This is a genomic window from Cohnella boryungensis, assembly GCF_042651945.1.
Taxonomy (GTDB): domain Bacteria; phylum Bacillota; class Bacilli; order Paenibacillales; family Paenibacillaceae; genus Cohnella; species Cohnella boryungensis.
In genome coordinates this window covers 31,242-55,180 of sequence record NZ_JBHSED010000074.1, presented here as the reverse complement: position 1 = coordinate 55,180, position 23,939 = coordinate 31,242, and the positions used below count along the sequence as shown (strand labels likewise).

20 protein-coding genes, 1 riboswitch and 1 other annotated feature are annotated in these 23,939 nt (G+C 56.1%); of the genes, 16 read left to right on the top strand and 4 right to left on the bottom strand.

Annotation, left to right across the window (positions count from 1 at the left end):
• Positions 1–28 precede the first annotated feature (28 nt).
• The 3 genes from ACFO1S_RS27620 to ACFO1S_RS27610 all read left to right on the top strand — a co-directional run bounded on the left by ACFO1S_RS27620 (position 29) and on the right by ACFO1S_RS27610 (position 5,042).
• Positions 29–1,747, top strand: coding sequence for a Gfo/Idh/MocA family oxidoreductase (locus tag ACFO1S_RS27620; protein ID WP_378127963.1), 1,719 nt, complete (start codon positions 29–31; stop codon positions 1,745–1,747).
• Positions 1,744–4,182 (top strand): glycoside hydrolase family 95 protein, encoded by a 2,439-nt coding sequence (locus ACFO1S_RS27615; RefSeq protein ID WP_204602972.1) that lies wholly within the window; start codon positions 1,744–1,746, stop codon positions 4,180–4,182. Before ACFO1S_RS27620 ends, ACFO1S_RS27615 begins: the two co-directional genes overlap by 4 nt.
• Before the next feature lie 206 nt (positions 4,183–4,388).
• A complete protein-coding gene (locus tag ACFO1S_RS27610) occupies positions 4,389–5,042 on the top strand; it encodes a hypothetical protein (RefSeq protein ID WP_378127961.1) in 654 nt (217 codons plus the stop codon).
• A gap of 73 nt (positions 5,043–5,115) precedes the next feature.
• Here ACFO1S_RS27610 and ACFO1S_RS27605 read toward each other — a convergent pair whose 3' ends face one another.
• Both ACFO1S_RS27605 and ACFO1S_RS27600 read right to left on the bottom strand, forming a co-directional pair.
• On the bottom strand, positions 5,116–6,279 hold the full coding sequence (locus tag ACFO1S_RS27605; RefSeq protein WP_204602970.1) for an AI-2E family transporter: 1,164 nt from the start codon (positions 6,277–6,279) through the stop codon (positions 5,116–5,118).
• A gap of 137 nt (positions 6,280–6,416) precedes the next feature.
• Complete coding sequence (locus tag ACFO1S_RS27600; protein WP_204602969.1) at positions 6,417–7,595, bottom strand: hypothetical protein; 1,179 nt, start codon at positions 7,593–7,595, stop codon at positions 6,417–6,419.
• A gap of 153 nt (positions 7,596–7,748) precedes the next feature.
• On the opposite strand from ACFO1S_RS27600, the gene ACFO1S_RS27595 reads away from it, so the two are divergent.
• The 5 genes from ACFO1S_RS27595 (at position 7,749) to ACFO1S_RS27575 (ending at position 13,202) form a co-directional block, all read left to right on the top strand.
• Positions 7,749–8,681 (top strand): VanW family protein, encoded by a 933-nt coding sequence (locus ACFO1S_RS27595; RefSeq protein ID WP_204602968.1) that lies wholly within the window; start codon positions 7,749–7,751, stop codon positions 8,679–8,681.
• A gap of 205 nt (positions 8,682–8,886) precedes the next feature.
• Complete coding sequence (locus tag ACFO1S_RS27590; RefSeq protein WP_204602967.1) at positions 8,887–10,548, top strand: GAF domain-containing sensor histidine kinase; 1,662 nt, start codon at positions 8,887–8,889, stop codon at positions 10,546–10,548.
• Entirely contained in the window at positions 10,545–11,213 is a 669-nt protein-coding gene (locus tag ACFO1S_RS27585) for a response regulator (protein ID WP_204602966.1), read from the top strand. The genes ACFO1S_RS27590 and ACFO1S_RS27585 overlap by 4 nt, the downstream gene beginning before the upstream one ends.
• Before the next feature lie 189 nt (positions 11,214–11,402).
• Entirely contained in the window at positions 11,403–12,026 is a 624-nt protein-coding gene (locus tag ACFO1S_RS27580) for an FMN-dependent NADH-azoreductase (RefSeq protein ID WP_204602965.1), read from the top strand.
• Positions 12,027–12,089: 63 nt separating this feature from the next.
• Positions 12,090–12,189: riboswitch (purine riboswitch) on the top strand.
• A 71-nt stretch (positions 12,190–12,260) separates the two neighbouring features.
• Positions 12,261–13,202 carry an EamA family transporter gene (locus tag ACFO1S_RS27575; protein ID WP_204602964.1) on the top strand — a complete coding sequence of 314 codons (942 nt, stop codon included), beginning with the start codon at positions 12,261–12,263 and terminating at the stop codon, positions 13,200–13,202.
• A gap of 11 nt (positions 13,203–13,213) precedes the next feature.
• Here ACFO1S_RS27575 and ACFO1S_RS27570 read toward each other — a convergent pair whose 3' ends face one another.
• On the bottom strand, positions 13,214–14,887 hold the full coding sequence (locus tag ACFO1S_RS27570) for a ribonuclease J (protein ID WP_204602963.1): 1,674 nt from the start codon (positions 14,885–14,887) through the stop codon (positions 13,214–13,216).
• A 162-nt stretch (positions 14,888–15,049) separates the two neighbouring features.
• Positions 15,050–15,289, top strand: a binding site (T-box leader).
• 51 nt (positions 15,290–15,340) lie between these two features.
• Here ACFO1S_RS27570 and ACFO1S_RS27565 point away from each other — a divergent pair.
• The 3 genes from ACFO1S_RS27565 to ACFO1S_RS27555 all read left to right on the top strand — a co-directional run bounded on the left by ACFO1S_RS27565 (position 15,341) and on the right by ACFO1S_RS27555 (position 17,927).
• Positions 15,341–16,525, top strand: coding sequence for an aminotransferase class I/II-fold pyridoxal phosphate-dependent enzyme (locus tag ACFO1S_RS27565; RefSeq protein ID WP_204602962.1), 1,185 nt, complete (start codon positions 15,341–15,343; stop codon positions 16,523–16,525).
• A gap of 16 nt (positions 16,526–16,541) precedes the next feature.
• The gene (locus tag ACFO1S_RS27560; RefSeq protein WP_204602961.1) at positions 16,542–17,120 is read left to right on the top strand and encodes a DUF1349 domain-containing protein; all 579 of its coding nucleotides are present in this window, start codon (positions 16,542–16,544) and stop codon (positions 17,118–17,120) included.
• Between the two features lie 63 nt (positions 17,121–17,183).
• Positions 17,184–17,927, top strand: a complete 744-nt coding sequence (locus ACFO1S_RS27555; protein WP_204602960.1) for a hypothetical protein — start codon at positions 17,184–17,186, stop codon at positions 17,925–17,927.
• A gap of 162 nt (positions 17,928–18,089) precedes the next feature.
• Here ACFO1S_RS27555 and gdhA read toward each other — a convergent pair whose 3' ends face one another.
• On the bottom strand, positions 18,090–19,463 hold the full coding sequence (gene gdhA, locus ACFO1S_RS27550; protein WP_204602959.1) for an NADP-specific glutamate dehydrogenase: 1,374 nt from the start codon (positions 19,461–19,463) through the stop codon (positions 18,090–18,092).
• A gap of 218 nt (positions 19,464–19,681) precedes the next feature.
• Between gdhA and ACFO1S_RS27545 the strand changes: the two genes are divergently transcribed.
• The 5 genes from ACFO1S_RS27545 (at position 19,682) to ACFO1S_RS27525 (ending at position 23,898) form a co-directional block, all read left to right on the top strand.
• On the top strand, positions 19,682–20,446 hold the full coding sequence (locus tag ACFO1S_RS27545; protein WP_204602958.1) for a MerR family transcriptional regulator: 765 nt from the start codon (positions 19,682–19,684) through the stop codon (positions 20,444–20,446).
• A gap of 161 nt (positions 20,447–20,607) precedes the next feature.
• The gene (locus ACFO1S_RS27540) at positions 20,608–21,045 is read left to right on the top strand and encodes a GntR family transcriptional regulator (RefSeq protein ID WP_204602957.1); all 438 of its coding nucleotides are present in this window, start codon (positions 20,608–20,610) and stop codon (positions 21,043–21,045) included.
• A complete protein-coding gene (locus ACFO1S_RS27535) occupies positions 21,042–21,731 on the top strand; it encodes an ATP-binding cassette domain-containing protein (protein ID WP_204602956.1) in 690 nt (229 codons plus the stop codon). The genes ACFO1S_RS27540 and ACFO1S_RS27535 overlap by 4 nt, the downstream gene beginning before the upstream one ends.
• Positions 21,728–22,561 (top strand): hypothetical protein, encoded by an 834-nt coding sequence (locus ACFO1S_RS27530; RefSeq protein WP_378127955.1) that lies wholly within the window; start codon positions 21,728–21,730, stop codon positions 22,559–22,561. Before ACFO1S_RS27535 ends, ACFO1S_RS27530 begins: the two co-directional genes overlap by 4 nt.
• Positions 22,562–22,578: 17 nt before the next feature.
• Positions 22,579–23,898, top strand: coding sequence for a hypothetical protein (locus ACFO1S_RS27525; RefSeq protein ID WP_204602954.1), 1,320 nt, complete (start codon positions 22,579–22,581; stop codon positions 23,896–23,898).
• The last annotated feature ends 41 nt before the right edge of the window (positions 23,899–23,939 follow it).

The window sequence follows — 23,939 nt, the reverse complement described above, 5'->3', positions numbered from 1 at the left end:
AGAATGCGACGGTGGAGCGTGCCGAGAGGTGCGAGACGCGGGTATAGTCGCAGAATGCGACGATGGAGCGAGCGGAGAAGCGCGGGGCGCGGGTATGGTCGCAGAATGCGACGATGGAGCGTGCCGAGAGGCGCGGGGCGTGGGCATGGTCGCAGAATGCGACGATGGAGCGAGCCGAGAGGCGCGGGACGCGGGTATAGTCGCAGAATGCGACGATGGAGCGAGCGGAGAGGCGCGAGGCGCGGCCATAGTCGCAGAATGCGACGATGAGGCGCGTGGAGAGGCGCGGCGAGCGCGTAAGTCGCGTAATGCGACGATGGAGCGAGCGGAGAAGCGCGGGGCGCGGGTATGGTCGCAGAATGCGACGATGGAGCGAGCGGAGAAGCGCGGGGCGCGGGTATGGTCGCAGAATGCGACGGTGGAGCGAGCGGAGAAGCGCGAGACGCGGCTAAGGTCGCAGAATGCGACGGTGGAGCGAGCGGAGAAGCGCGGGGCGCGGGTATGGTCGCAGAATGCGACGATGGAGCGTGCCGAGAGGCGCGAGGCGTGGGCATGGTCGCAGAATGCGACGATGGAGCGAGCCGAGAGGCGCGGGACGCGGCAAAGGTCGCAGAATGCTTATACTGTGAATGCAAAGACGATTGGGGAGAGTGCAGAGATGGAACAGAAAAAGGTTTATACATTGGGTGTTGTCGGCTTGGGAGAGGGACGGAGCATTATGTCGGCGGCGCTGCAGAGCGAGCGTTGGAAGCTGGTTAAGGTATGCGATCTGAATGAAGAGATTTGCGCCCAGCGCGCCAAGGAGTTCGGCTTCTCGGAGTGGACGACGGATTATCAGGAACTGCTGGACGATCCGACGATTGAAGTCATCGCCATCTATACCCCCGACCAGCTTCATCTGAAGCATGTCTGCCAGGCGCTGGAGGCGGGTAAGCACGTGGTCTGCACGAAGCCGTTGCTCCCTTCTCTGGAAGGGGCAAAGGAATTGATCGAGGTTCAGCAGAGAACGGGGAAAAAGGTATTCGTCGGCCAAAGCACCCGTTTCTTCGAGCCGATGATCAAGCAGCGGGAGGATTACGATCAAGGCCGCAACGGCGACCTGGAGACGGTAGAGGCTCATTACATTACGGATGGACGCTGGTTTCTGGAGAAAGCTTGGAGCCGGCAAAAGGGCTTTAGCTGGATGTACGGCTTTATGATTCATGCCGTCGATCTTGTGCGCTGGTATTTGCCGGAGGTGAGCGAGGTTGCCGGATTTGGCCGAAGCAGCGCCAACAATGCGGCCCACGGGCTGGAAACCTGGGATTCGATGCGCTTCATTCTTCGCGACGAGCAAGGCAGAATTGCGACCGTAGCGGGCAGCTACACTCTGCCGACGTTCGAGCAGGCCATCGAGCCGTCGATTAGCTGCGTGCTGCGCGGCACGAAAGGAACGACTCGGGGCGAATATCCGAGCTTGCGCTATAACACGCACTTCGAGGGCGAGGGCAATGCTGCGCACGCCTATGAGGAGAAGGATCCGTATTACTTCCGGTTTGAAGGAAAAAGCCATCACGCCGGGGAGTACCAGAACTATATCGAGTATTTCGCCGACTGCCTGGACAGTGACGCAACGCCATTGCCGGATGTTCATGAAGCTGTGCGCACCTTGGCGTTAATGGAGGCGATGGAGAGGAGCATGAGGTCGGGCGGTCAGGTCGTTCGCGTCCAAGCGATTCTCGACGAGTACTGGAGCAAGGGACAATGAAGCTGCATTACCGCAAGCCGGCAGATGTATGGACGGAGGCGCTTCCCCTAGGAAACGGCTCGCTTGGGGCCATGGTGTACGGCGGAGTGGATCTGGAGCGGCTGCAGCTCAATGAGGACACGCTGTGGTCGGGCTATCCCCGCGACTGGAACAACCCGCTTGGCAGAGACGCTCTGCCTCGGCTGAGGAAGCTGATTGCCGACGGGCGGCATGAAGAAGCCGAGCGGCTCAGCCGGGCGTCGATGATGGGACCGTACACGCAAACCTACATGCCTCTGGGGCAGCTTCAATTGTCCTTCTTCCATGGCAATCTGGCGGAGGCTTATCGCCGCGAGCTTGACTTGGAGGACGGCGTTGCGCGGGTTCGTTATCGCATCGGGCAAGTCGAATATTGCCGGGAAGCGTTCGTCTCGCATCCGGACCGTGTGCTGGTGCTGCGATTGACCGCAAGCCGCGAACGGATGCTCGCATTCAAAGCCGAGTTAAGCAGCCCGCTTCGGTCGACCCGCTCTAGGGAAGAGAAGGAGCTGGTGCTGAGAGGGATATGCCCGGAAAACGTCGACCCTAATTATTATCCGACGGACGAGCCGGTCAGGTATGGAGATCCGGCGAGCTCTAGGGCTATTCGCTTTGAAGGGCGGATTGGCGTTCAAGCGGACAGTCAGGCTATCGTCAGATGCGATTCCGAGGGTCTGCACGTTGAAGGCGCGACGGAGGTCACGCTGCTGTTCGCAGCGGGAACAAGCTTTAAGGGCTTCGACCAGCTGCCGGATGCCGATGGCCGGTTGGCGGAGGAGCTAGCCAGATCCCGATTGGCCGCGGCTATGGCGCAGCCCTACGAAGCGCTGCTGGACAAGCATTTGAACGATTATCGGGAGCTGTTCGGCCGAGTGGAGCTGAAGCTCGGCCCTGCCGATGACCGAGGCGAGCTGTCGACGGACAAGCGAATCGCGGAATATGGCGCGAACGATCCGCAGCTCGTCGAGCTTCTCTTCCAATATGGACGTTACTTGATGATTGCCGGCTCCAGGAAGGGAACTCAGCCAACGAACCTGCAAGGCATCTGGAGCCATCAGGTGCGTCCGGTATGGAGCTGCAATTACACGCTGAACATTAACGCACAGATGAACTATTGGCCGGCGGAGGTCGGCAATCTGTCCGAATGTCATGAGCCCTTATTGCGGTTTATCGGCGAGCTGGCCGCGAACGGTCGGATAACCGCCGAGACGAACTACGGTTGTCGAGGATGGACGGCGCATCATAACTCGGATCTATGGCGGCAATCCGCGCCTCCCGGAGACTACGGGCACGGCAACCCGCTTTGGGCGAATTGGCCGATGGGTGGCGTATGGCTGTGCCAGCATTTGTGGGAGCACTATGCTTTCGGCCGGGATGCCGCGTATTTGCGCGAATACGCTTATCCGATCATGAAGGATGCGGCGCTGTTCTGTCTGGATTGGCTCGTCGAGGATGGGCAGGGAGGTCTTATGACGTCGCCTTCTACCTCGCCGGAGCATCGGTTCGTAGACGCCAGCGGCAGGGAGTCGGCCTTGAGCGAGACGGTCACGATGGACGTCACTCTCATCCGGGAGCTATTCGGCCATTGCATCGAGGCAGCCCGCCTTCTTCGGCAAGATGAAGAGCTGGTCGAGACGCTGTCTGTCTCGCTCTCCCGATTGCCCTCTTATCGGGTGGGCAAGCACGGCCAACTGCAGGAGTGGTCCGCGGATTATGAGGATGAGGATGTGCAGCATCGCCATGTCTCTCACCTCTACGGCATTTATCCGGGCTATGAGCCGGACATTGGCGAGCAGGAAGCGTTGTCCCATGCCGCCCGGGTATCCATGGAGCGAAGAGGAGACGACGGAACGGGCTGGAGCCTGGCGTGGAAGGTAGCTCTATGGGCCCGATTCCGCGAGGGAGACCGGGCATTGCGGCTGATCGCCAACCTGCTTCGTCCGGCGGAGGACGACGGAATCAGCTTTGTCGGGGGCGGAGTATATCCCAATCTGTTCGACGCCCACCCTCCGTTTCAGATTGACGGTAATTTCGGCGTGACGGCGGCCATTGCCGAAATGCTGCTGCAATCTCACGGAGGGACGATCGAATGGCTGCCTGCGCTGCCAAGCGCCTGGAAGGAGGGCAGCGTTCGCGGCTTGCGCGCGCGCGGAGGCTTCGAGGTGAGCCTGACTTGGTCGGAGGGCCGTCTTCAAGAGGCGCTGCTGACTTCCCTGGCAGGCGAAACGTGCACGATTCGCTCCCGAGAGCCGATTCGTGCGAAGAATGAGTCCGCTGCAGTCCCATCGTTACTTGCGATGGAAGCCTTCGCAGAGACAAAAGAACTTCAGGACGGGACAGCAGCCCCGCAGCTTTACCGCTTTCCGACTGAGGCCGGCTGCACTTACCGGATTACTGCGGCAAGCACACACCATTGACGACCCGCTTGCAATTTGCGCAAATAGGTTGAGCCGAGGCTCAGCCTATTTGCTATGTAAAGGAAATCTTTAAGGATTATCAAGAAGGAATACTCTGGAAAATTGTCGAATGTTCATATGCGGAAAAGTGGGTAAAAAGGAAACTAATAGGAGGATTCGAGTCAAGCGTTCCGCAATTCAAACATCAAAGAGGAGAATACTAAGGCATGGAAACAGCAAAGTCGAACATATCAAATCTTAAACGTATCGTGATCGGAGTGATAGCGAGTCTTGTATTGCTGGGGACGACAGCCTACTTCTTGAACGAAAGGTATGGCTGGTTGAGCGGGGCTTCCGCGCTGCCGAACTACGATTATACTCCTGACGAATTCACGAAGCTGGATTTGGCCCTATATGACAAGCAGAAGAGAAAGCAACTCAGCTATGGGATGCGCAAGTCCGAAGCGGAGGACATCGTCGGAGCGGCCACAGAGGAAATCCTCACAACGAAGGGAAACAGCCCCATCGAAATTCTCAGATATGAAGACGGGCTGGCTATCGGGTATAGACTAGACCGGGCTGTATCCTTTCAAGTTACCGACGTAGGGGGAGACGACCGGTTCGTGACCATGCGGAATATTGGATTCGCCAACGGGAGCGGCGATCCTCTTGTCACTTACGGTCTCACACCCACAAGCTCGGAAGCGGGTTATCTCACGTACCTGTTCGAAAAAACAGGAGGCGATTATCAGAAGTTAAACGAAATTACCAATGATAGAGATCGAAAGCTTACGACCTATCTCGTTTCCTTCAAGACTGAAAACAACAAGCTCGTATCTTTCTCGATATCGGATATGTTGTTTGCCCAAAATGTTATGTAATCGGCCCAGACGCTTGTGCACATGTGTATCTGCCAAGAAGACCAACCTCATGGCGGTTAGTCTTCTTGCGATTTTATTCCGTTGCCGGGGACTCTGTCGTCGGCTCTTCGTCATACAAGCCTGTACGTTTCTTGAACCAGCGGAACAAGTGCGTGGCGATGACCTTCAGGATGGCATATCCGGGAACGGCCAGGATGATGCCGATAATGCCGAACAAATTGCCGGCTGCGATGATAACGAAAATAATCGTGACGGGATGGACCCGCATCGACTTGCCCATGATCTGCGGAGAGATGAACTTGCCTTCGATCAGCTGCACGATCGTCCAGATGACGATCATCTTGAGCAGCATGATCGGCGAGGTCATCATGGCCACGATTAACGCAGGGGTAATGGCGATTGCAGGCCCTAGATAAGGCACGATGCTCGTGCAGGCGGCAATTACGGCAAGCACAAGCGAATAATCGAGACCGATGATCAGATAGCCGATATAGAGCAGTACGCCGATACAGGCGCTGACGATAATCTGGCCGCGTATGTAAGAACTGATCTGGTGGTTCATTTCAAGCATGACGTTGAAGGAGCGGTTTCTCAGCCGGGTGGGAATGAACCCGAGCACGAACGGATTCAGCTTCTTCCGGTCCTTGAGCAGGTAGAACAGGATAAACGGAACCGTAATGATCGCCAGCACCGTTTCGGTGATTTTGCTGACCAGACCGCCGATGCCGGACCAAGCGTTGCTGAGAAGCGAGGACGCGCGCGACGAGAATTCGTTTACGAGCTTGGCCGTATCGATTCCGAGCATTTTCTGCAATTCGTTCGCATACTCGCTGCCTACCCACTCGTCGAATTGCTGCTTCGCGTCCTGGCTATAGGCCGGGAATTGCTCGATGAGACTGGCGATTTGCTGGCTGAGCAGCGGTACGACTTTCATAATCAGCAGCGTCAGCAGTCCGATGATGAGCAGATAGAGGGCGAGGATGGAATAGACTCTCCGCACTTTGCGGCTTTCCAGATAATCTACGATCGGATTCAGAAGATAGAAGGCTACGCCGGTTAGAAGGAAAGGAAGGAATACCGTTTCCAGGATAACGATAAAGGGGTGAAACACGTACGAGATTTTGTCCAAAACCAAGATGTTTAGGCTAATGAGCAAAATAACGAAGAGAAACAGCACGACTTTCTGATTGAGCAGCATCCATCGAATGCGATCGGACCATTTGCGCGAATTGGGCATGGGGCTTCCTCCTTCAATAAGTCTATTTTAGTCGGACTCCTGTCCAGATGCAAAAAGCTCCGTTCCGGCCAGCGCGCGCTGCATTCAGACAAAAAGAGGAGAGCGCAGGCACGCTCCCCTTCTTGTCAGATTAGCTATTAGAATGAGATGCCCGGGACGTTGGAGGACACCCCGATCAGCCGCCATGAAGAACCTATAGAGCTTTTCTCGAAAGAGAATCGGAGCTTGGCGTCGACCGAACGGCCCTCTATTCGGCGAATGCGCACCGGCAGCTCGATCTCGGCGCTTAGACGTTCGTCCTCCTGGGAGGAAGGAGCGTCCGGGCGAGCTTCGCGTTTGCCCCTGACGGCAATCGACTCCAGCTCGTTCAGGAAGGAATCCAACGCCTGGAAGCTTGCCTGCGGAGCCTGTTCCCGGAGCAGCGCCAGCATATCCGTATCCTTGCTATTCAATGCTTCGACAAAGCTAAGGGCCAAGGTGAGCGGAGGAGAGGAGGAGAAATAACGGCTCAGGCTGCCTGCGGCTTGATGCACTCTCAGCTGATGGCCCCAATCGGGCGTCTCCGACCGGTGCGAGGTGCTGTCCAGGAAGTGCACGCAGAAATGTCCGTTAAAGCCGTTATCGGGTATGCCGTCCCCGCCGTGAGGCATGCCGTTCATGGAGGCGGCCAAGCGGTGGCTGGCCGTACCGACGAGAACGGCTCTGCGTTGCCAGCTCCAGCGGCCCCCGTATATTCGTTTCATCGTGGCGGAATCTTCCTTGGATAAGGGCTGCACATCGGCATGGCTGCTGCCCGCCCGGCGCTGGACGCGAAAGGAAAGTCCGCTTTCCAAATCCGTCAGCGTGAAGATGCTCTTGCGGGCAACGAGGCGGCGCGCTTCGCTCCAGGGCACGAGCTTGCCGTAGTGGCGATTTCTCAGTATGCGTGCGTAGGCGAGCATGCGCGCCGCGGCGGAATTGGGAAGCGGCAGTCTGTGATTCGTTTCCGGGCTCAGAAGATGGCCCGTGTGGTCAAGCCGGTAAACGCGGCTACGGGAGTCGGGACGCCACTCGACTTCAATATCGGGGAAGAACGGAGTCCTTCCGGCCGTTTCCGCGCGAGCCGCCCGAAGCTCCCTCAGGAGGGAGGGACTGTCGATCTCCAGTCTGCTGAACAGCATGGACGAGGAACTGGAGCGGACGATGATAGATAACTCCGGCTCGCGAGCTATTTTGTCGTCGGCATAGACGGATGACGCGCAGCTTCCCAGAAGCCAGACAGCTGTCAATGCTGCCGCGATCTGTCGCCATCCGTATTTTCCTGCGCTTCGTTTCATTCGAACTCCTCCGTCTAGTTCAGCGTTTTCCGTTTTTATTTTCCACCTGCCGAATTGTTTTTATGTAGGATAACTCGCGCGACTTTGGCGCAACGTAAGGGGGTTGAAGCAGTAGAATAGACTTGGCTGTCATGAAGAAATGGAGGCTTCGCCGTGATACTGAGCTGGATCGCGGGAGCGCTGCTGCTCGTCCAATCCATAGCCGGGCCGGAACGGCTCTCTCTTCAAGTCGAGGGGCAGGAAGTAGCCGACGTGGCTCGCTCCGAGCTCGTCTTTCCCTTGCCGGGAACTCCGATTCTGAATGACGAGGTTTTGGCGAGCCTGACCCGAAAGGTCGAGCGGCTAGCGAACCGGGAGTCTGTCGATGCCCATCTGGACGCCCGCGGCGCCATTATTGCCGAGAAAAGCGGATATCGCCTGGATCGGCAAGCGTTCCTGGACGGCATTTACCGATTCATCTTCGAAGGCGGGAACCCGTCATTGGCATTGCCCAGAAAAGTCGTCTTCCCCAGAGTGGACAGCGAGCTGTTGTCCATGCTTAAGGAGAAGGCCATCGGTCAGTATACGACCTATTACAATTCAAGCAATAAGAGCCGTTCCCATAATATCGATCTGGCCGCCAAGGCGATCAACAACAGGTATGTCTTTCCGGGAGAAACCTTCTCCTTTAATGCCGTTGTCGGCGAGCGAACGACCGAAAAAGGCTATAAACGAGCGAAAGTAATTGTAAGGGGGGAAATTTCGGAGGGGATCGGCGGAGGCATCTGTCAAATCTCCTCAACCTTGTTTAACGCGGTAGACCGCGCGGGCATGAAGATCGTAAGGCGCTACTCGCATAGCCGCAACGTGAGCTACGTGCCGCCGGGACGCGACGCGACCGTAAGCTGGCAGGGACCGGACTTCGTGTTTCTGAATCCGTACGATCAGCCGATTCTCATTCGCGCGTTCGCGTATGGCGGCGCGACAACGATTGTCATTTGCTCCTCTGAAGACATTCACAATCGACCGCGCGAGGTGCCCAGCGCCTCCAAGAAGCTGCCGGAGGAAGTGCCGGCCGACCGCAACGTCCATCAAATTACGCAATGAGCCGATAAGCAGCAGGGATGAACCGCTTCGTTAAGGGACATCCCTGCTTTTGGCGTTCCGCAGCCTTCCCGAATCGGGTCCGAGACGCTTTTCCCGGAGTTGTCAGCGTCCCTGATCTTCGTATATACTCATCTGAACGAAAGCCCTGTCGTTCGGAAGGACAAGAGGGAGGAACGCGAACGCAGCAGGGAAAAGGGAGAGAGCCATGAAGGATATTCGTACGAATGAGCTTCTTGCGCTTAAGGAAATTGCGGAGTTTCTCAACTCGGCCAACGAAATGGATTCCATGCTGACCGATGCGCTGGCCAAGCTGCTGGACGTTGCGGGGTTTACAACGGGCTGGATTTTCCTGATGGACGATCTTGATGGCCAGATCGGGTTTATTTCGCGTCGTTTGCCTCCCGCATTGGCGGAAAATAGCCATGCGCTGATGTGCGGAGACAACTGTGCCTGCATAGAGAGTTTTAGACAGAACAAGCTGAATCGCGCGGTGAACATTATTGAATGCACCCGGATTAATTACGCGATACATAATGGGATGGGAGATACCGCGGGAATCACGCATCATGCCACCGTACCGCTGAATGCAGGAGGCGAGCGCTTCGGCTTGCTTAATGCCGCTCAGGCGGGGAAGGAACAGCTTAGCGAGAACGAGCTTGCCCTTCTGCAAGCCGTGGCGCTGCAGATCGGGACTGCGATCAAGCGCATTCGGCTGTATGAGGCGCAGGAGAGGAACGCGCAGCTGTACGCGAAGCTTGGCGATGTGATTCAGCGCATTCACGCCACTGCCGATCTGAACCGTCTCCCGGTCGAAGCGGTGCGGATTATCGGCGATACGTTCCGTTGGGCGAATGTGTCGTTGTTCATGAGCCGGAACAGGGAGCTCTCGCTCCGAGCCCAATACAAGAATGCTCAGGCAAGCGAAACCTGGAAGGATCTGAGCATCGAGCATGCGGGAATCGTGCGCACCGCTTATGAGGAAGACCGGCTTGTGGTCGTATCGCATGAGGGTGCGGCCTGCGCGGCGATTCTTCATACGCTGGGCTTGCCGCCGAACGGTTCCGCAGCGGCCATTCCGCTTCGCTCCAGAGGACACTCCATCGGAGTGCTGCTGATCAGCAGTCCGCGCAATCGGCAATTCGAGCATTATCCCGAGGATTTTCTGTATTCGCTCGGCTACCATGTCACGTTGAGCTTCGAGAATATGCGGATCAACGAGCAGCGGGGAGAGCTTGCGCTTCTGGAGGAGAGAAACCGGATGGCGCGAGATTTGCACGATTCGGTGCTGCAGAAGGTTTTTTCCCTCTCCTTCATGGCGAAGGGAGCCGAAGCGATCCTGGCCGGCAAGGAGCCGTCGGTGGAGCGCTCGCTGCAGGAAATCGGATCCCTGTCCCAGGAGGTTCTGAAGGAGATGAGGGCGCTGATCTGGCAGCTTCGGCCGGCGGGACTGGAGAATGGATTGCTTCCCGCCCTGAAGCAATACGGCCAGCGTATCGACTTGACGGTGTTCGAGCAGGCCGAAGGCGTCATGGAGCTGCCGCGGGCGATTGAAGAGGCGCTGTGGCGAATCGGGCAGGAAGCGTTGAATAATGTCAAGAAGCATGCGGGAACCAACGTGGCCTACATTCGGCTGCGCAAGAACGAGAAGGAAGCCAGCCTGGAAATTACGGATCGGGGCCGTGGCTTCTCCGGCCGCACAAGAAGCAGCAAGCTCTCTATGGGGATGCTGTCGATGCGCGAGCGCGCCGAGGCGCTTGGTGGAAAGCTCGCCATCACCGGAGGCAAGGGCCAGCCGTCGACCGTGAAGGTGACGATTCCGGTTCATATCATAGAGGAGAAGTGCCTAGAGGAGAAGGAGCAGCCGTGACCATCAGATTATTGCTAGCGGACGATCATCAGATCGTGCTGAAGGGGATTTCATTTTTTCTTGGCCTGCAGCCCGATTTCGAAATCGTAGGCGAGGCGCGCAACGGGCAGGAGGTGGTCGAGATGACGGGGAGCCTGCGGCCGGATATGGTGCTAATGGATTTGAATATGCCGATCATGGATGGGATAGAGGCCAGCAGGCGGATCGCGGAGAGCTACCCGGATACGAAGGTGCTCGTGCTGACCAGCTTCTCGGATCGCAGTCATATCGTGCCGGCTCTTCGTACCGGAGCTATCGGATATATGCTGAAGGAGGTGGCTCCGGAGCAACTGGTCGAGGCTATCCGCAGCGCCTATAAAGGCAATGTGCAATTGCATCCCGACATTGCAAGCGCGCTTTTGGCCCAACTGTCGCCTCACGCCTCCGAGCAGGCGCTGCCGTCGTCCAAGGAAGCGCTTGAGCTGCTGACTCCTCGGGAGCTGGAGGTGCTCGTCCAACTGACCAAGGGGTTGAGCAACAAGGAGATTGCGCAAGCGCTTGTCGTCGCGGAGAAGACGGTAAAGACGCACGTCAGCAGCATCTTGAGCAAGCTGAATCTGGCCGATCGCACCCAAGCGGCGCTTTATGCCGTTCAAGTGCTGCCCTCCGGGGCGGAGCAAGGCTGAGAGGAGCATTTCGCCTGTCGTATCAGCCTAAAGTCTTAAGACCGGTCCTCCGACCTTGGAGGATTTTTTCATGCGCTGAAATCGGCCTAATTACCGATGTATTCAGTCGGGAATGACGATATATTAGGTATGTTCCTAAGTTACTTTAAGTTACTAACTAAAGATAAATTATATCGGAGGGAAATTAAAATGAGCACTGTATTATTCGTAAAAGCCAACGATCGCGGCGATCAAGCGATCAGCGTCAAGCTGTATGACGCATTCCTCGCAAGCTACAAGAACAGCCATCCGGAAGATCAAATCATCGAGCTGGATTTGTTCCAGGAAACGTTGCCGTACTTGAACGCCAACATGATCAACGGTAGCTTCAAAATCGCCCGCGGCTACGATTTGACTGCCGAGGAGCAAGAAGCCGTTGCCGTGAAGCACAAATACCTGGATCAATTCCTGGCCGCCGACAAAGTCGTATTCGGCTTCCCGCTCTGGAACCTGACGATTCCGGCCGTTCTTCATACGTATATCGACTACGTCTACGAAGCAGGCAAAACGTTCAAGTATACGGAGCAAGGTCCGGTCGGCCTTATTCCGGACAAAAAAATCGCTCTGTTGAATGCCCGCGGAGGCATCTATTCCGAGGGTCCGGCTGCGGCAGCCGAAATGTCCTACAACTATATTCGCAACATTATGGCCTTCTTCGGCGTAACGAACTTCGAGAGCATCATCGTCGAAGGTCACAACCAATTGCCGGATCAAGCTGCAGAATTGATCGCGCAAGGCGTGGCCAAAGCGGAGAAAGCTGCCGCAAGCTTCTAATGACGGCGTTATGCCTATTGACTTAACGGTTTTCCCGCTGTATGATTCATTCTATTGCAGCGATGGAATAAGCAAGATTTAATTCGTATAACCCCGCGATTTCAGGGCGGGGGTCTCTACAGGAAGCCTTAACTTCCTTGCTACGAATATGGAGTCGTTCAACGACGATTCGATGTTCAGGGCAAGGAAGTTTTTTGTTTGCACGGAATTCACGCAAGGGAGGACATAACGCTTATGAAATATAGATTAACGGTGCTTCTCGGGGCGGTCTGCTATGGAGTGCTGTCCACGATCGTCACGAAGGCTTACGGCCAGGGCTTCGAGCTGGGCGAGGTGGTCGGCAGTCAGTTGATGACGGGATGCCTTCTGGCATGGGCGCTCTCGGCGTATTTGGGTTGGAAAAGAAAGCGCAAGGGGAGCGAAGGACCGGGCAAGCTCGAAGACAGCTCCGGCATCCGCTTGTCCTGGAAGCAGCGCGGAATTCTTCTGGCTGCAGGAACACCGACAGCCGTAACAGGCTTGCTGTACTATCAGTCGCTGCATTACGTTCCGAATTCCTTGGCGATACTGCTGCTCTTCCAGTTTACCTGGATGGGGACGCTGATACAGGCAATCGGTCAGCGCAAGCGGCCAAGCGGAACGACAGTTCTGACGCTGGCCGTATTGCTTGGCGGAACGGTGTTGGCCGCCGGCATTCTTGACCAGGGAGCGGGCAGCTTTAGCGGACGGGGCGTTGCCTTCGGACTTGCGGCGGCGCTAAGCTACTCGCTGTTCATCTGGGTCAGCGGCAAAGCGGCTCCCGCCGTCCATCCGGCCTCCCGAAGCGCATGGATGATTACAGGCGGGATGCTCCTTGTGTTTCTTCTGTTTCCGCCGAGCTTTCTTGTCGACGGAACGCTGTGGGAAGGGTTGCTGCCGTTCGGACTGCTGCTGGGGCTGTTCGGAGCTTTCCTGCCGCCGCTGCTGTTCGCCATCGGTGTGCCGCGCATCGGCGAAGGCTTGACGGGCATTCTTGGAGCAGCCGAGCTTCCCGTCGCGGTACTGCTGTCCGCGATCGTCCTGCACGAGCATGTCAGCACCTGGCAATGGGCAGGCATCCTGCTCGTGCTCTTGGGCGTCGCGCTACCTGAGCTGGTCAGGCGAACGAGCCGGCAGGCGAATGCTGCAACCGGGTAACTGCGGGCCTTCTATACCTGAATAAGAATAGGCAAGATCATCGGACGTCTCTTGGTCCGATTCCAGAGGAAATTGCCGACTTCTTCCCGAATGGCTTGCTTGTACAGGGCCCACTGGTTGGCTTTATGCTGCAGCAGCTTGCCGAGCGCGGCTTCGGCAATTCGGTTGGCCTCTTCCAGCAAGCCTTCCGATTCGCGGACATACACGAAGCCGCGCGAAATCGTATCCGGTCCGGACACGATTTTGCTCTCCGAACGGCTAAGCGTAATAACAATGACGAGAATGCCGTCCTCGGACAGGTGCTTGCGGTCGCGCAGCACAATATTGCCGACATCTCCGATGCCGAGGCCATCGACCAGCGTATTGCCGCTGGGAACGTCTCGATGGCGGCTCGCAACGCCGCCGCGGATGTCTACGGCTTCCCCGTTCTTGACGATAAAGACGCGATCGCCGTCTATGCCTACGGCTTCAGCCAGAGCGCGATGCTGGCAGAGCATGCGATATTCGCCGTGAATCGGTATAAAGTATTTCGGTTTCATCAGCGCGAGCATCAGCTTCAGCTCCTCCTGGCTGGCATGTCCCGATACATGCATGCCCGTGACGGAACCGGAGCCGTAGATGACCTTGGCCCCAAGCTCATACAGATGATCGACGATGCGCGCGACGTTTCTTTCGTTGCCGGGAATCGGCGTCGCGGCAAGAATGACCGTATCGCCTCTGTGCACTTCAACCTGCCGATGGCTGGAACCGGCTAGTCGGGAGAGCGCAGCCATCGGCTCTCCCTGAGAGCCGGTGCACAGAACGACAATCTCATGCGGGGAGTAGCGGTTCACATCGGCCGCTTCAATCAACAGATCCTCCGGTACCCGAAGGTAGCCCAGCTCGGTGGCAATCCCAACGACGTTGGTCATGCTTCGGCCCAGCAAGGCGAGCTTGCGCTTCATCTTGCTCGTGGCATCGACGATTTGCTGCAGCCGATGGACGTTGGAGGCGAACGTAGAGATAAAGATTTTTTGCGAGGCTTTGGAGAACGCTTCTTCAATATGCTCGCCGACGAGACGCTCGGAGGGCGTGAAGCCGGGGCGCTCCGCGTTCGTGCTTTCGGACAGAAGCGCAAGCACGCCCTTCTGACCGAGCGCGGCCATCTTGTGGAGGTCCGGGTAGCTTTCATTCACCGGCGTCAGGTCGAACTTGAAATCTCCCGTATGCACGACAGTGCCTTCCGGCGTGTGAAAGGCGATCCCCAGACAGTCCGGAATGCTGTGGTTCGTGCGAAAGAAGCCGACCTTGATCTGGCCGAAATTAAGCGAGGAGTCCGAGTGTACCGTCTTCAGCCGGGCATTGCCCAGCAAGCCGTGCTCGCGCAGCTTGACCTCAATCAAGCCGAGCGTCAATCGGGTCGCGTAGATTGGCATGTTAAGCTGCTTTAGAATGTAGGGGATGCCGCCGATGTGATCCTCGTGCCCGTGCGTTACGAGCAAGGCTCTGATCTTGTCCTTATTGTCCAGCAAATAGGCGATATCGGGTACGATGACATCGATGCCGAGAAGATTTTCGTCGGGAAACTTGGAGCCGCAATCGACTACGAGGATATCGTCCGCGTACTCGATTACGTACATATTTTTGCCGATTTCGTTGACTCCGCCTAGAGCGACGATCGATAGCGCTTTTTCCTCCGTGCTCAACGCTTCTACCCCTCCGTTCGTAACTGTTTCAGAAGAAGTATTTCCTTACGGCGCTCTCCTCATCCGATATCGCCGCGGAGGCTTTAAAGCCGATCTGCGCAAATAAAGGGTTGCAAATCGGAAGCGCAGTGCGTATAATTACGACTAACTTCATATCCTATTCGAAAGTCGATGAAGAGAAAGAGTACGTTATTCGTCAGTTCCGCAGAGAGTTGGGGTCGGTGAGAGCCAACGTTCGGGCGATAACGGAAAGCCATCTCCGAGACGCAGACTGAAATTCAAGTAAGCTCTGCCGCATGTCCAGCGTTAACGGGACCGCGCATTGATGGATGCGTTGCAGAGTGCCGGTCTCCAGCGAGATCGGAACTAGGGTGGTAACACGGGCATAAGCTCGTCCCTTGCGGACGAGTTTTTTTGTTTTTAAATCATTCGAGGGTCAGAGGAGGATTTACGATGTTGAATATGCCGGTTTTTTCGCCGCTTGGGCAAAAGCTGTCTCCGCAGGTTCGGGATATGCCGCCGTCGGGCATCCGCAAGTTTTTCGATTATACGTCAGGTATGAAGGACGTCATCTCATTAGGGGTTGGAGAGCCCGATTTCGCCACTCCGCAGGTTGTTCGAGATGCTTGTATTCGCGCGCTGGAGAAAGGCAGAACCTCTTATACCTCCAATGCCGGGATGCCGGAGCTGAGAGAAGAAATTGCGAATTACGTGAACGGCAGCTTCGGGGTAGCCTATGAGCCTGCGAACGAGATTCTGGTTACGGTCGGCAGCAGCGAGGCGATTGATCTGGCGCTTCGGGCGCTGATTACCGAGGGCGACGAAATTCTCATTCCCGAGCCCTGCTATATTTCGTATTCGCCAATCGTATTCCTAGGCGGGGGGAAGCCTGTCGGCATAGAGACCTTCGCGCAGGATCATTTCAAGCTGAGAGCCGACGCGCTGCAGGCCAAAATCACTCCGCGTTCGAAGGTGCTGGTGCTGTGCTATCCGAACAATCCTACCGGCGGCATCATGACCTACGAGGACTGGCTTCCAATCGCTCGGCTGGTAGAGGAGCATAATCTGGTGGTCATCGCCGACGAGATTTATGCGGAGCTGACCTACGGGGAGCGCCATACGAGCTTCGCTTCGTTGCCGGGCATGAAGGATCGCACCTTGCTGGTCAGCGGATTCTCCAAGGCGTTCGCCATGACGGGCTGGCGGGTCGGCTATGTGTGCGGCAATCGGGACTGGGTCGGCGCGATGCTGAAAATTCATCAGTATACCGTGATGTGCGCTCCGATCATGGGTCAGGTGGCGGCGCTTGCCTCCCTTCAGATCGGCATGGAGGAAAAGGACCGAATGATCGAATCCTACAACCAGCGGCGCAAGGCGTTCGTTCGCGGCTTGACGGAGATCGGATTGCCTTGTCACGAGCCCCTTGGCTCCTTCTATGCTTTCCCTTCAATCGGGCATACTGGGCTCAGCTCGGAGCAGTTCGCCCAACGCCTTCTTCAGGAGGCTAAGGTCGTTACGGTTCCGGGTCAGGTGTTCGGCGCAGGCGGAGAAGGATTTATCCGTTGTTCTTACGCCTCCTCACAGGTACAATTAGAAGAAGCGCTGGAGCGCATGCACAGCTTTTTACAGCAGCTCTAAGGGAGGCAAATTCGGGATGGACTTGCGGAATTTCAGCTGGATCAACGCGCCTGGTCGCAGCGAAGTGAGCGGCGACCGGATCGTCATCTATACCGATCCGCATACAGACTACTGGCAAAATACGTACTATGATTTCCGGCACGATAACGCCCATGCGTTCGTCCTGGAGGCGGAGGGGGATTTTACGTTCGAGGCGCGCGCCGGATTCGAATATGGTTCCCTGTTCGATCAGTGCGGGCTGCTCCTGTATCAGGATCATGGCAATTGGGCGAAGGCCTCGCTGGAGTACGCCGACGAGCAGCGGGGCTGGCTGGGCAGCGTCGTCACGAATTTGGGTTATTCCGATTGGGCGACATCGGATGTCGACGGCGGCATTCGGGAGATGATCTACCGATTGAGCAGGAGAGGGAGCGACTTCCTGTTCGAATGCTCGCGCGACGGATATGCCTATCAGCAAATGCGCATCTTTCATATGCATAAGCCGATCGGCAAAGCGAGATTCGGCGTGTATGCTTGCAGTCCCGGGGCTTCGACTTTTCGAGCGGAGTTCAGCGGGCTGCGGCTCGGACCTTGCGTATGGGAAGCGCACGAATAGGCGGCTGCGCCGGCGGTCGCTGTATCGAGAGAACAAATCGGAAGCAGGAAGGAAGCGAGAACGTTGGAAGCGACCAAACTAACCGGAATCAAGCTCTACCCTCCGCAAGAGGATTATATCGCCTTCTCCGACGAGGAGGATTACGCGGACAAGGGCCGCGGCTGGGGTCTGTTCGGCAAGACGCCGAAGACGCAATTTTGGTACAAGAGCGCATTCGGCCAATGCCTCGTCACGATCAAGGGCTACCAGGAGTTCAGAAATATGAACGTGCTTGTGGTGGAGCTTGAGGACGGGAGGGTCACTTGCATTCATCCTTCCTATTTGAAGGAAATGCAGAGCGGCTCGTTCGGCAAGGAGCAGACCTTGGAGGAGACCGACGCAGCAGAAGGCGAAGCGGATACGCGCGGCCAGGTAGCGGCGGCCAATGTCGACGCTGAGGCTTCGGCGAAGCCCGTCAAAGCCGCGAAGGCTGAGAAGAAGCCGAAGGAAAAGAAAGAAAAGCTGGCCCTTCCGGCCGATAAGGTGAAGTTCACAGCCAAGGTCAAAGACTTTACGACCAAGAAAAATCCATTCTCCGACCGCGATGATGAAATTTTGCTGCTGGAAGAGGTTGCAGTCGTCGGGGAGGCTCCGCTGGCTCTGGGAGACGCATGGTGCGGCTACAGCAATACGCTTAAGGGCTTCGGGCTTGAGATCGGCAACGTGATCGCTTTCGAGGGCAAAGTCGTCGACAAGAAATTCAACAAAGAGATTTTGTACAAGGTGAACAATCCCTCCAAGCTTGTGATCGAGCAATCGGGAGGCTGACGGGAGGGACATTGCTCTCGCAAGCAGATGTTCGAACGCGATTAGCGCGTCATGCGTCTCGTTGATTACAGAAAAAACCGTTCCTCGTGCAGGATGGAAGCGAGCTTCGCCGCCATGTGCACAAGGAACGGTTTTTATTTGTTTAACGTATGGGCCTCTCGCTTACACGACGCCTTGAGCGACCATAGCATCGGCCACGCGCAGGAAGCCCGCGATGTTGGCGCCGACGACCAGGTTGCCGGAATGACCGTAAGCTTCGGCAGCCTTAACGCTGTTTTGGTAAATGTTCTTCATGATGCCATGCAGCTTGGCGTCGACTTCCTCGAACGTCCAAGAGAGGCGCATGCTGTTTTGCGTCATTTCCAGCGCGGATACGGCTACGCCGCCGGCATTCGCTGCCTTTGCCGGTCCGAACAGAACGCGATTGTCCAAGAAGACTTCGATCGCTTCCAGCGTCGACGGCATGTTCGCGCCTTCGCCGATCGCTTTGACGCCGTTGGAAACCAGCAGCTTAGCGGATTCTTCGTTGATTTCATTTTGCGTTGCGCAAGGAAGCGCGATATCGCAAGGAATGGACCAGATGCCCTCGCAGCCTTCCGTGTAAGTGGCATGCGGATGTTCTGCAACGTACTCGCTGATGCGTTTGCGCTCAACCTCTTTAAGGCGTTTGACCGTTTGCAGGTTGATTCCTTTCGGATCGTAAATATAGCCGTTGGAGTCGCTGCACGCGACAACCTTGGCGCCCAGTTGCGCCGCTTTGTCAATTGCATAGATCGAGACGTTCCCGGAGCCGGACACGACAACCGTGCTGTCCTGGAAGCTTAAGCCTTTGGCTTCGAGCATCTCGTTTACGAAGTAGACGCAGCCATAGCCGGTCGCTTCGGTACGCGTAAGGCTTCCGCCGTAAATAATGCCCTTGCCGGTGAGAACGCCTGCCTCGTGACCGCCTTTGATCCGCTTGTATTGGCCGAACATGTAGCCGATCTCGCGACCGCCGACGCCGATATCCCCTGCCGGCACGTCTTCGTCCGGACCGATGTATTTGTACAATTCAGTCATGAAGCTTTGCGTGAAGCGCATGACCTCGTTGTCCGATTTGCCTTTCGGATCGAAGTCGGAGCCGCCTTTGCCTCCGCCGATCGGAAGTCCGGTAAGAGAGTTTTTGAAGATTTGCTCGAAGCCGAGGAACTTGATGATGCTGGCGTTAACGGAGGGGTGGAAGCGAAGACCGCCTTTATAAGGACCGATGGCGCTGTTGAACTGAACGCGGAAGCCGCGGTTGACCTGCGTGGCGCCTTGATCGTCGACCCAAGGAACCCGGAAGTAGACGACGCGCTCAGGCTCTACGATTCTTTCCAGGACGCCGAGCTTCATGTACTTGGGATGCTTGGCGAAGACAGGGGTAAGGGAGTCCAGAATTTCTTTGACGGCTTGGTGGAATTCGTTCTCGTGGGGATTGCGCTTAATGACGCTCTCATATACGCTCTGCACGTACTGCTGGGCAGCGGTAGACTGTTCGGCTGTAATTGTTGTCACTATTCCATAACACTCCTTTAGATTGTTTGCATTAAACGGGTAAAATCATGTATTTTTATACTTATCGATTGTAGAATATACATGATTAATTCGCCAATAAAAGTTATTTCTGACCCCGAAAACATTCATTTATGCCACGAATCGAGCCGTTCCTAAACTCACGATTGACATTCACGCGACGTAAAGGTGTACGATCGGAATTGCAAGGGGGATCGAATATGGAATACACGGTGCAGAAGCTGGGCCGAATGGCAGGCGTAAGCACGAGGACGCTGCGTTATTACGACGAGATCGGCCTTCTCAAGCCGGCTAGAATCAACGCCTCAGGCTATCGGATTTACGGACAGCGGGAGGTGGATCGACTGCAGCAGATATTGTTTTATCGCGAGCTCGATGTCGGGCTGGAGGAGATCAAAGCCATTATGGATTCTCCCGGCTACGATGCCGCGCTAGCGCTGGCGCAGCATCGGGAAAGCCTTCTCGACAGGCGGCGCCGCCTCGATGCGCTGATTGACAATCTCGATCGGACCTTAGCTCAAGGAGAGGGGAAAGGAACCATGAGCAATGAGCAGAAGTTCGCAGGCTTCAAGCAGAAGCTTATCGACGATAACGAGGAAAAATACGGAGAAGAAATTAGGAGAAAGTATGGCCATGAGCGGGTAGAGAAGTCGAATGCCAAGGTGAAGAGCATGACGCAGCAGCAATACGAGGAAGTCGAACGCCTCGGCGCGGAGCTTCATGAAACGTTAGGCAAGGCGATGGAGACGGGCAATCCTGCGGGAGAGCTGGGGCAGACGGCCGCAGACTTGCACCGCCAGTGGCTTAGCTTCTATTGGGACAGCTACAGCCCGGAGGCGCACGCGGGACTGGCTCAGATGTACGTCGAGGATGAAAGATTTACCGCACACTATGACAAGGATCGGCCGGGGACGGCGGAATTTCTGAGAGACGCCGTTCTGATTTACACCCGTCAGCAGGCCTAGTCGGATTCGAATCGCTTCAAACAAGCCGTGAAATCACGGCTTGTTTTTTTGTATTTCTTGTGTACTAAGCACTTGACACACTAAGTGTATTAAGGTCATAATACGCATGCGGTGTATGAACCGAATAATACACACACTTAAGTCGATTGCGAGGAAGCGGAATGAGAACAGGCGGAGGCTGGGAGGAAGTCGAATTCAACAGCCGGGATCCGGTCTATCTGCAGGTCGTTCGGCATTTTAAAGAAATGGTCGTCACCGGAAAGCTGGAAGCGAACCAGGTGATCCCTTCGCGCAGGGAATTAGGCGCGTTATTGAAAATCAACCCGAACACGGCGCAGAGAGCTTACAAGGAGATGGAGGAACGCAAATTGATCGTCACGGAAGGAAACTCGCCAAGCCGGATTACCCAGGACGAGACCGTGCTGCGGGCTATTCGCGCGGAGCTGCTCGGGGAGGCGGTAGACGCCTTCGTCTCGTCGGTCAGGAAGATCGACGTTCCGGTGGCCGAGCTGCTTGATCTGGTAAAAAGCAAATACGTAGAAGCCAGGGACGGCAAGGCCGACGGCGATGCGGCGGAAAGGGGAGAAGGACGGCCATGATCGAGGTGAAGGAGGTACGCAAAAGGTATCGCGGCCGCGTCGTTCTGAACGGGCTGTCCTTTACGGCGGAGAAGCGATGCATCACATGCCTGATCGGAATGAACGGAGCGGGCAAATCGACCGTCATGAAGGCGATCATGGGACTCGTTCCGGTGAAGGAGGGCGGGATTCTCATTGACGGACAGTCTCCGGGCAAAGCCGTCTACGAGAAGATTTCGTTCGTTCCAGACCGGCTGACGATGCCGCTAGGCATGAAAATGTCCGAGGGGCTGACGTTCATGGCGGACTTCTACGAATGCTGGAACGCGGAACGGGCAGTGGAACTGATGCGTTTCTTCCGATTGGACGAGCGGGAGAAAATCGGCAATCTGTCCAAAGGAATGGCCGCCAAATTTAATCTTGTGCTCGGGCTGGCGCAAAATTCCGACTATGTGCTCATGGACGAGCCGTTCTCCGGAATCGACCTGTTCAGCAGGGAGATGATTGCCGACGTCTTTTCCAGCGAACTCATCGAAGAGCGCGGCGTGCTGCTGACGACGCATGAGGTTGGCGAGGTGGAGCATCTGATCGATAAAGCGGTCATTATGCACAATGGCCAAGCCGCCATGGAATTCGAGTGCGAGACGATGCGAAGCGAGCAAGGCAAGTCGATCGTCGACGTGATGAGAGAGGTGTATTCGCGTTGAGCCATTATTTGAAGCTTGTTCATCTGGAAATCCATCGATTCCGGTATATGTTGTTCGGTTTAATGGGTTTGACCGCCCTTGTACAGATAGGAGCAATCGTCTTTCGCGTACTGGGGGAGATCGAAGAGAGGAACGCTTATTTCCAGGCGACGGGGAAAGCATCGGAAACGTTTTTCGCGCCGATGTCGTTCACGCGCGCCGTGGCGGATACGCAGTTCTGGTTTGCCGTTCCGATCGGGCTCAGCATCGCGACTTTGGTGCTCTATGCCTTTCTGATCTGGTACCGCGATTGGATCGGACGAAATACGTTCGTATACAGGCTGCTGGCGCTTCCAGCGGGACGCAAGCCGGTGTACTTCGCCAAGCTGACGGCGTTGTTGACGTTCGTCTTCGCCATGGTCGGCTTTCAGCTGCTGCTCATGCCGATTGCAAGAGAGATCTACACGATGATCGCCCCCGCCGATCAGCTTGAGTTCTCCTACATCGCGGATGCAATTCTCGCAAGCCGGTTGTTCAGCCTATTGCTTCCGGGCTCGTTCGGTACTTTCGTCGTTCATTATGGACTGGGGATCATGGGGGTGCTTGTCGCGTTTACGGCCATCTTGCTGGAGAGAAGCTTCCGATTGATCGGAATCGCGTACGGTCTTGCCTATACCGTCGGATGTATCGCGCTGGTCGTCTATCCTGCGTACGTCTTTGGCATGTCGTATCCGCGAGGCTATTTGTACGCCGAAGAAATATTCGCGATCCAACTGGCGATTCTTGGGCTCGTCGCGCTGGTATCCGTCTGGCTAGGGTTGTATTTGCTGAAGAAGAAAGTGTCCGCATAGAGGAGGGAAAACGGGCGATGAAACGTTACATACTGTCGATAGGGCTGTTGGCCTTTGCCGTCGGATCGGTCGGTTCGTATTATGCGATCGGCTCATCCGGGGATACGCCCGAATACAGGCTGGTCGCCACGGAGGGAGATGCCGCCGAAGGAGAACGGTTCACGATCAGCGGCCATTACTTGGGCGGGGTCGGCTCGAAATCGTTGGAGGTTTCCGCGGAAGGCACGGAATATCGTTTGGGAATGTCGTTTTACGATGTTTATGTCCGGGATACCCGGTACTCTTTCAGCGAATACGAGGATTTAAGAGATTTGAAACGGGAGAAGCGAAATTTCATGAGGGCGAGAAGCAATGTGAACGGCTTCTATAAGGATGCGGAGTGGCTTATCTACGCAGAAGGCATTCTATACGGTCTCGAAGGTCCGGCTCGGTTGGCGGAGCTGAAAATAGATCTTATGGAAGAAGCTACGGGACGAGTGACGAATTACCGGATCACGACGGACAATTCTACGCGATTCCAGTGGCTGGCGGTGGAGGACGTGCAGCGGATCGGGGACGAAGTGCACGTCCTTGCCAGGGTGCGTCTTTCCGGTTCTCCCGAAGACATTGCGGAAGAATTCCGAGATTATGTAGTCGATCTGCGCAGCGGCCAGCTGGTTCGGGAAGCCGTCGTGGTGTCGGAGAAGCTCGGAGGCGGAATCGGAGCGCCGCTAACGAACGGCAACACGTCCGCGACACAGGCGGTGATGAACGAGATCAGCCTGTCCGCGGTCTCTAACGAAGTCCGTTCGCAGCCTTCGGAGTATGTTGTTCTGCGTTCGAGCACAAGCCGAACGATCCACGACGAGGGAGGGAAGAAAGAGACGACGACAGAATGGCGGATAACGGCCTATAACTATCGAACGGGCGAGCTGACACCTTTATCCGAATCGATTCCGGCGTCCGCTTCCGGGTCTGGCACGGAATACAGATTAAGCGGCATTCGATATTCCGTCATGTATTACGATATCGACAAGCTATGGTTGAAGCACTACAATGTGACAACAGGACAGGAAGAGGCCGGCAATCTAGAGCTTACCTCGGCGCAGCTTGGCGGCAAAGCGATCGATCAGGTTCGATTGGCGCAAAACCGGCTCTACGTCTTGCTTCAAACCGGGGACAAGGATGCTCGTCGAATGGCGGACAGCCGTTCGATCGCGGCCGTCGTCATCGACGCCGACTCAGGGAAGGTGCTTTACAGAGGAGAAGCCGTCTACACAGGAGCGGCGGGGAAGGCCGAGGAATTCCGTAAAAACCTGTGGTTGACCAACATTCAAGCACTGGGCAAATCCCGTTAATGCGGTTGGCTACGGTTTGATTCGTCAAAGAATAAACGCTC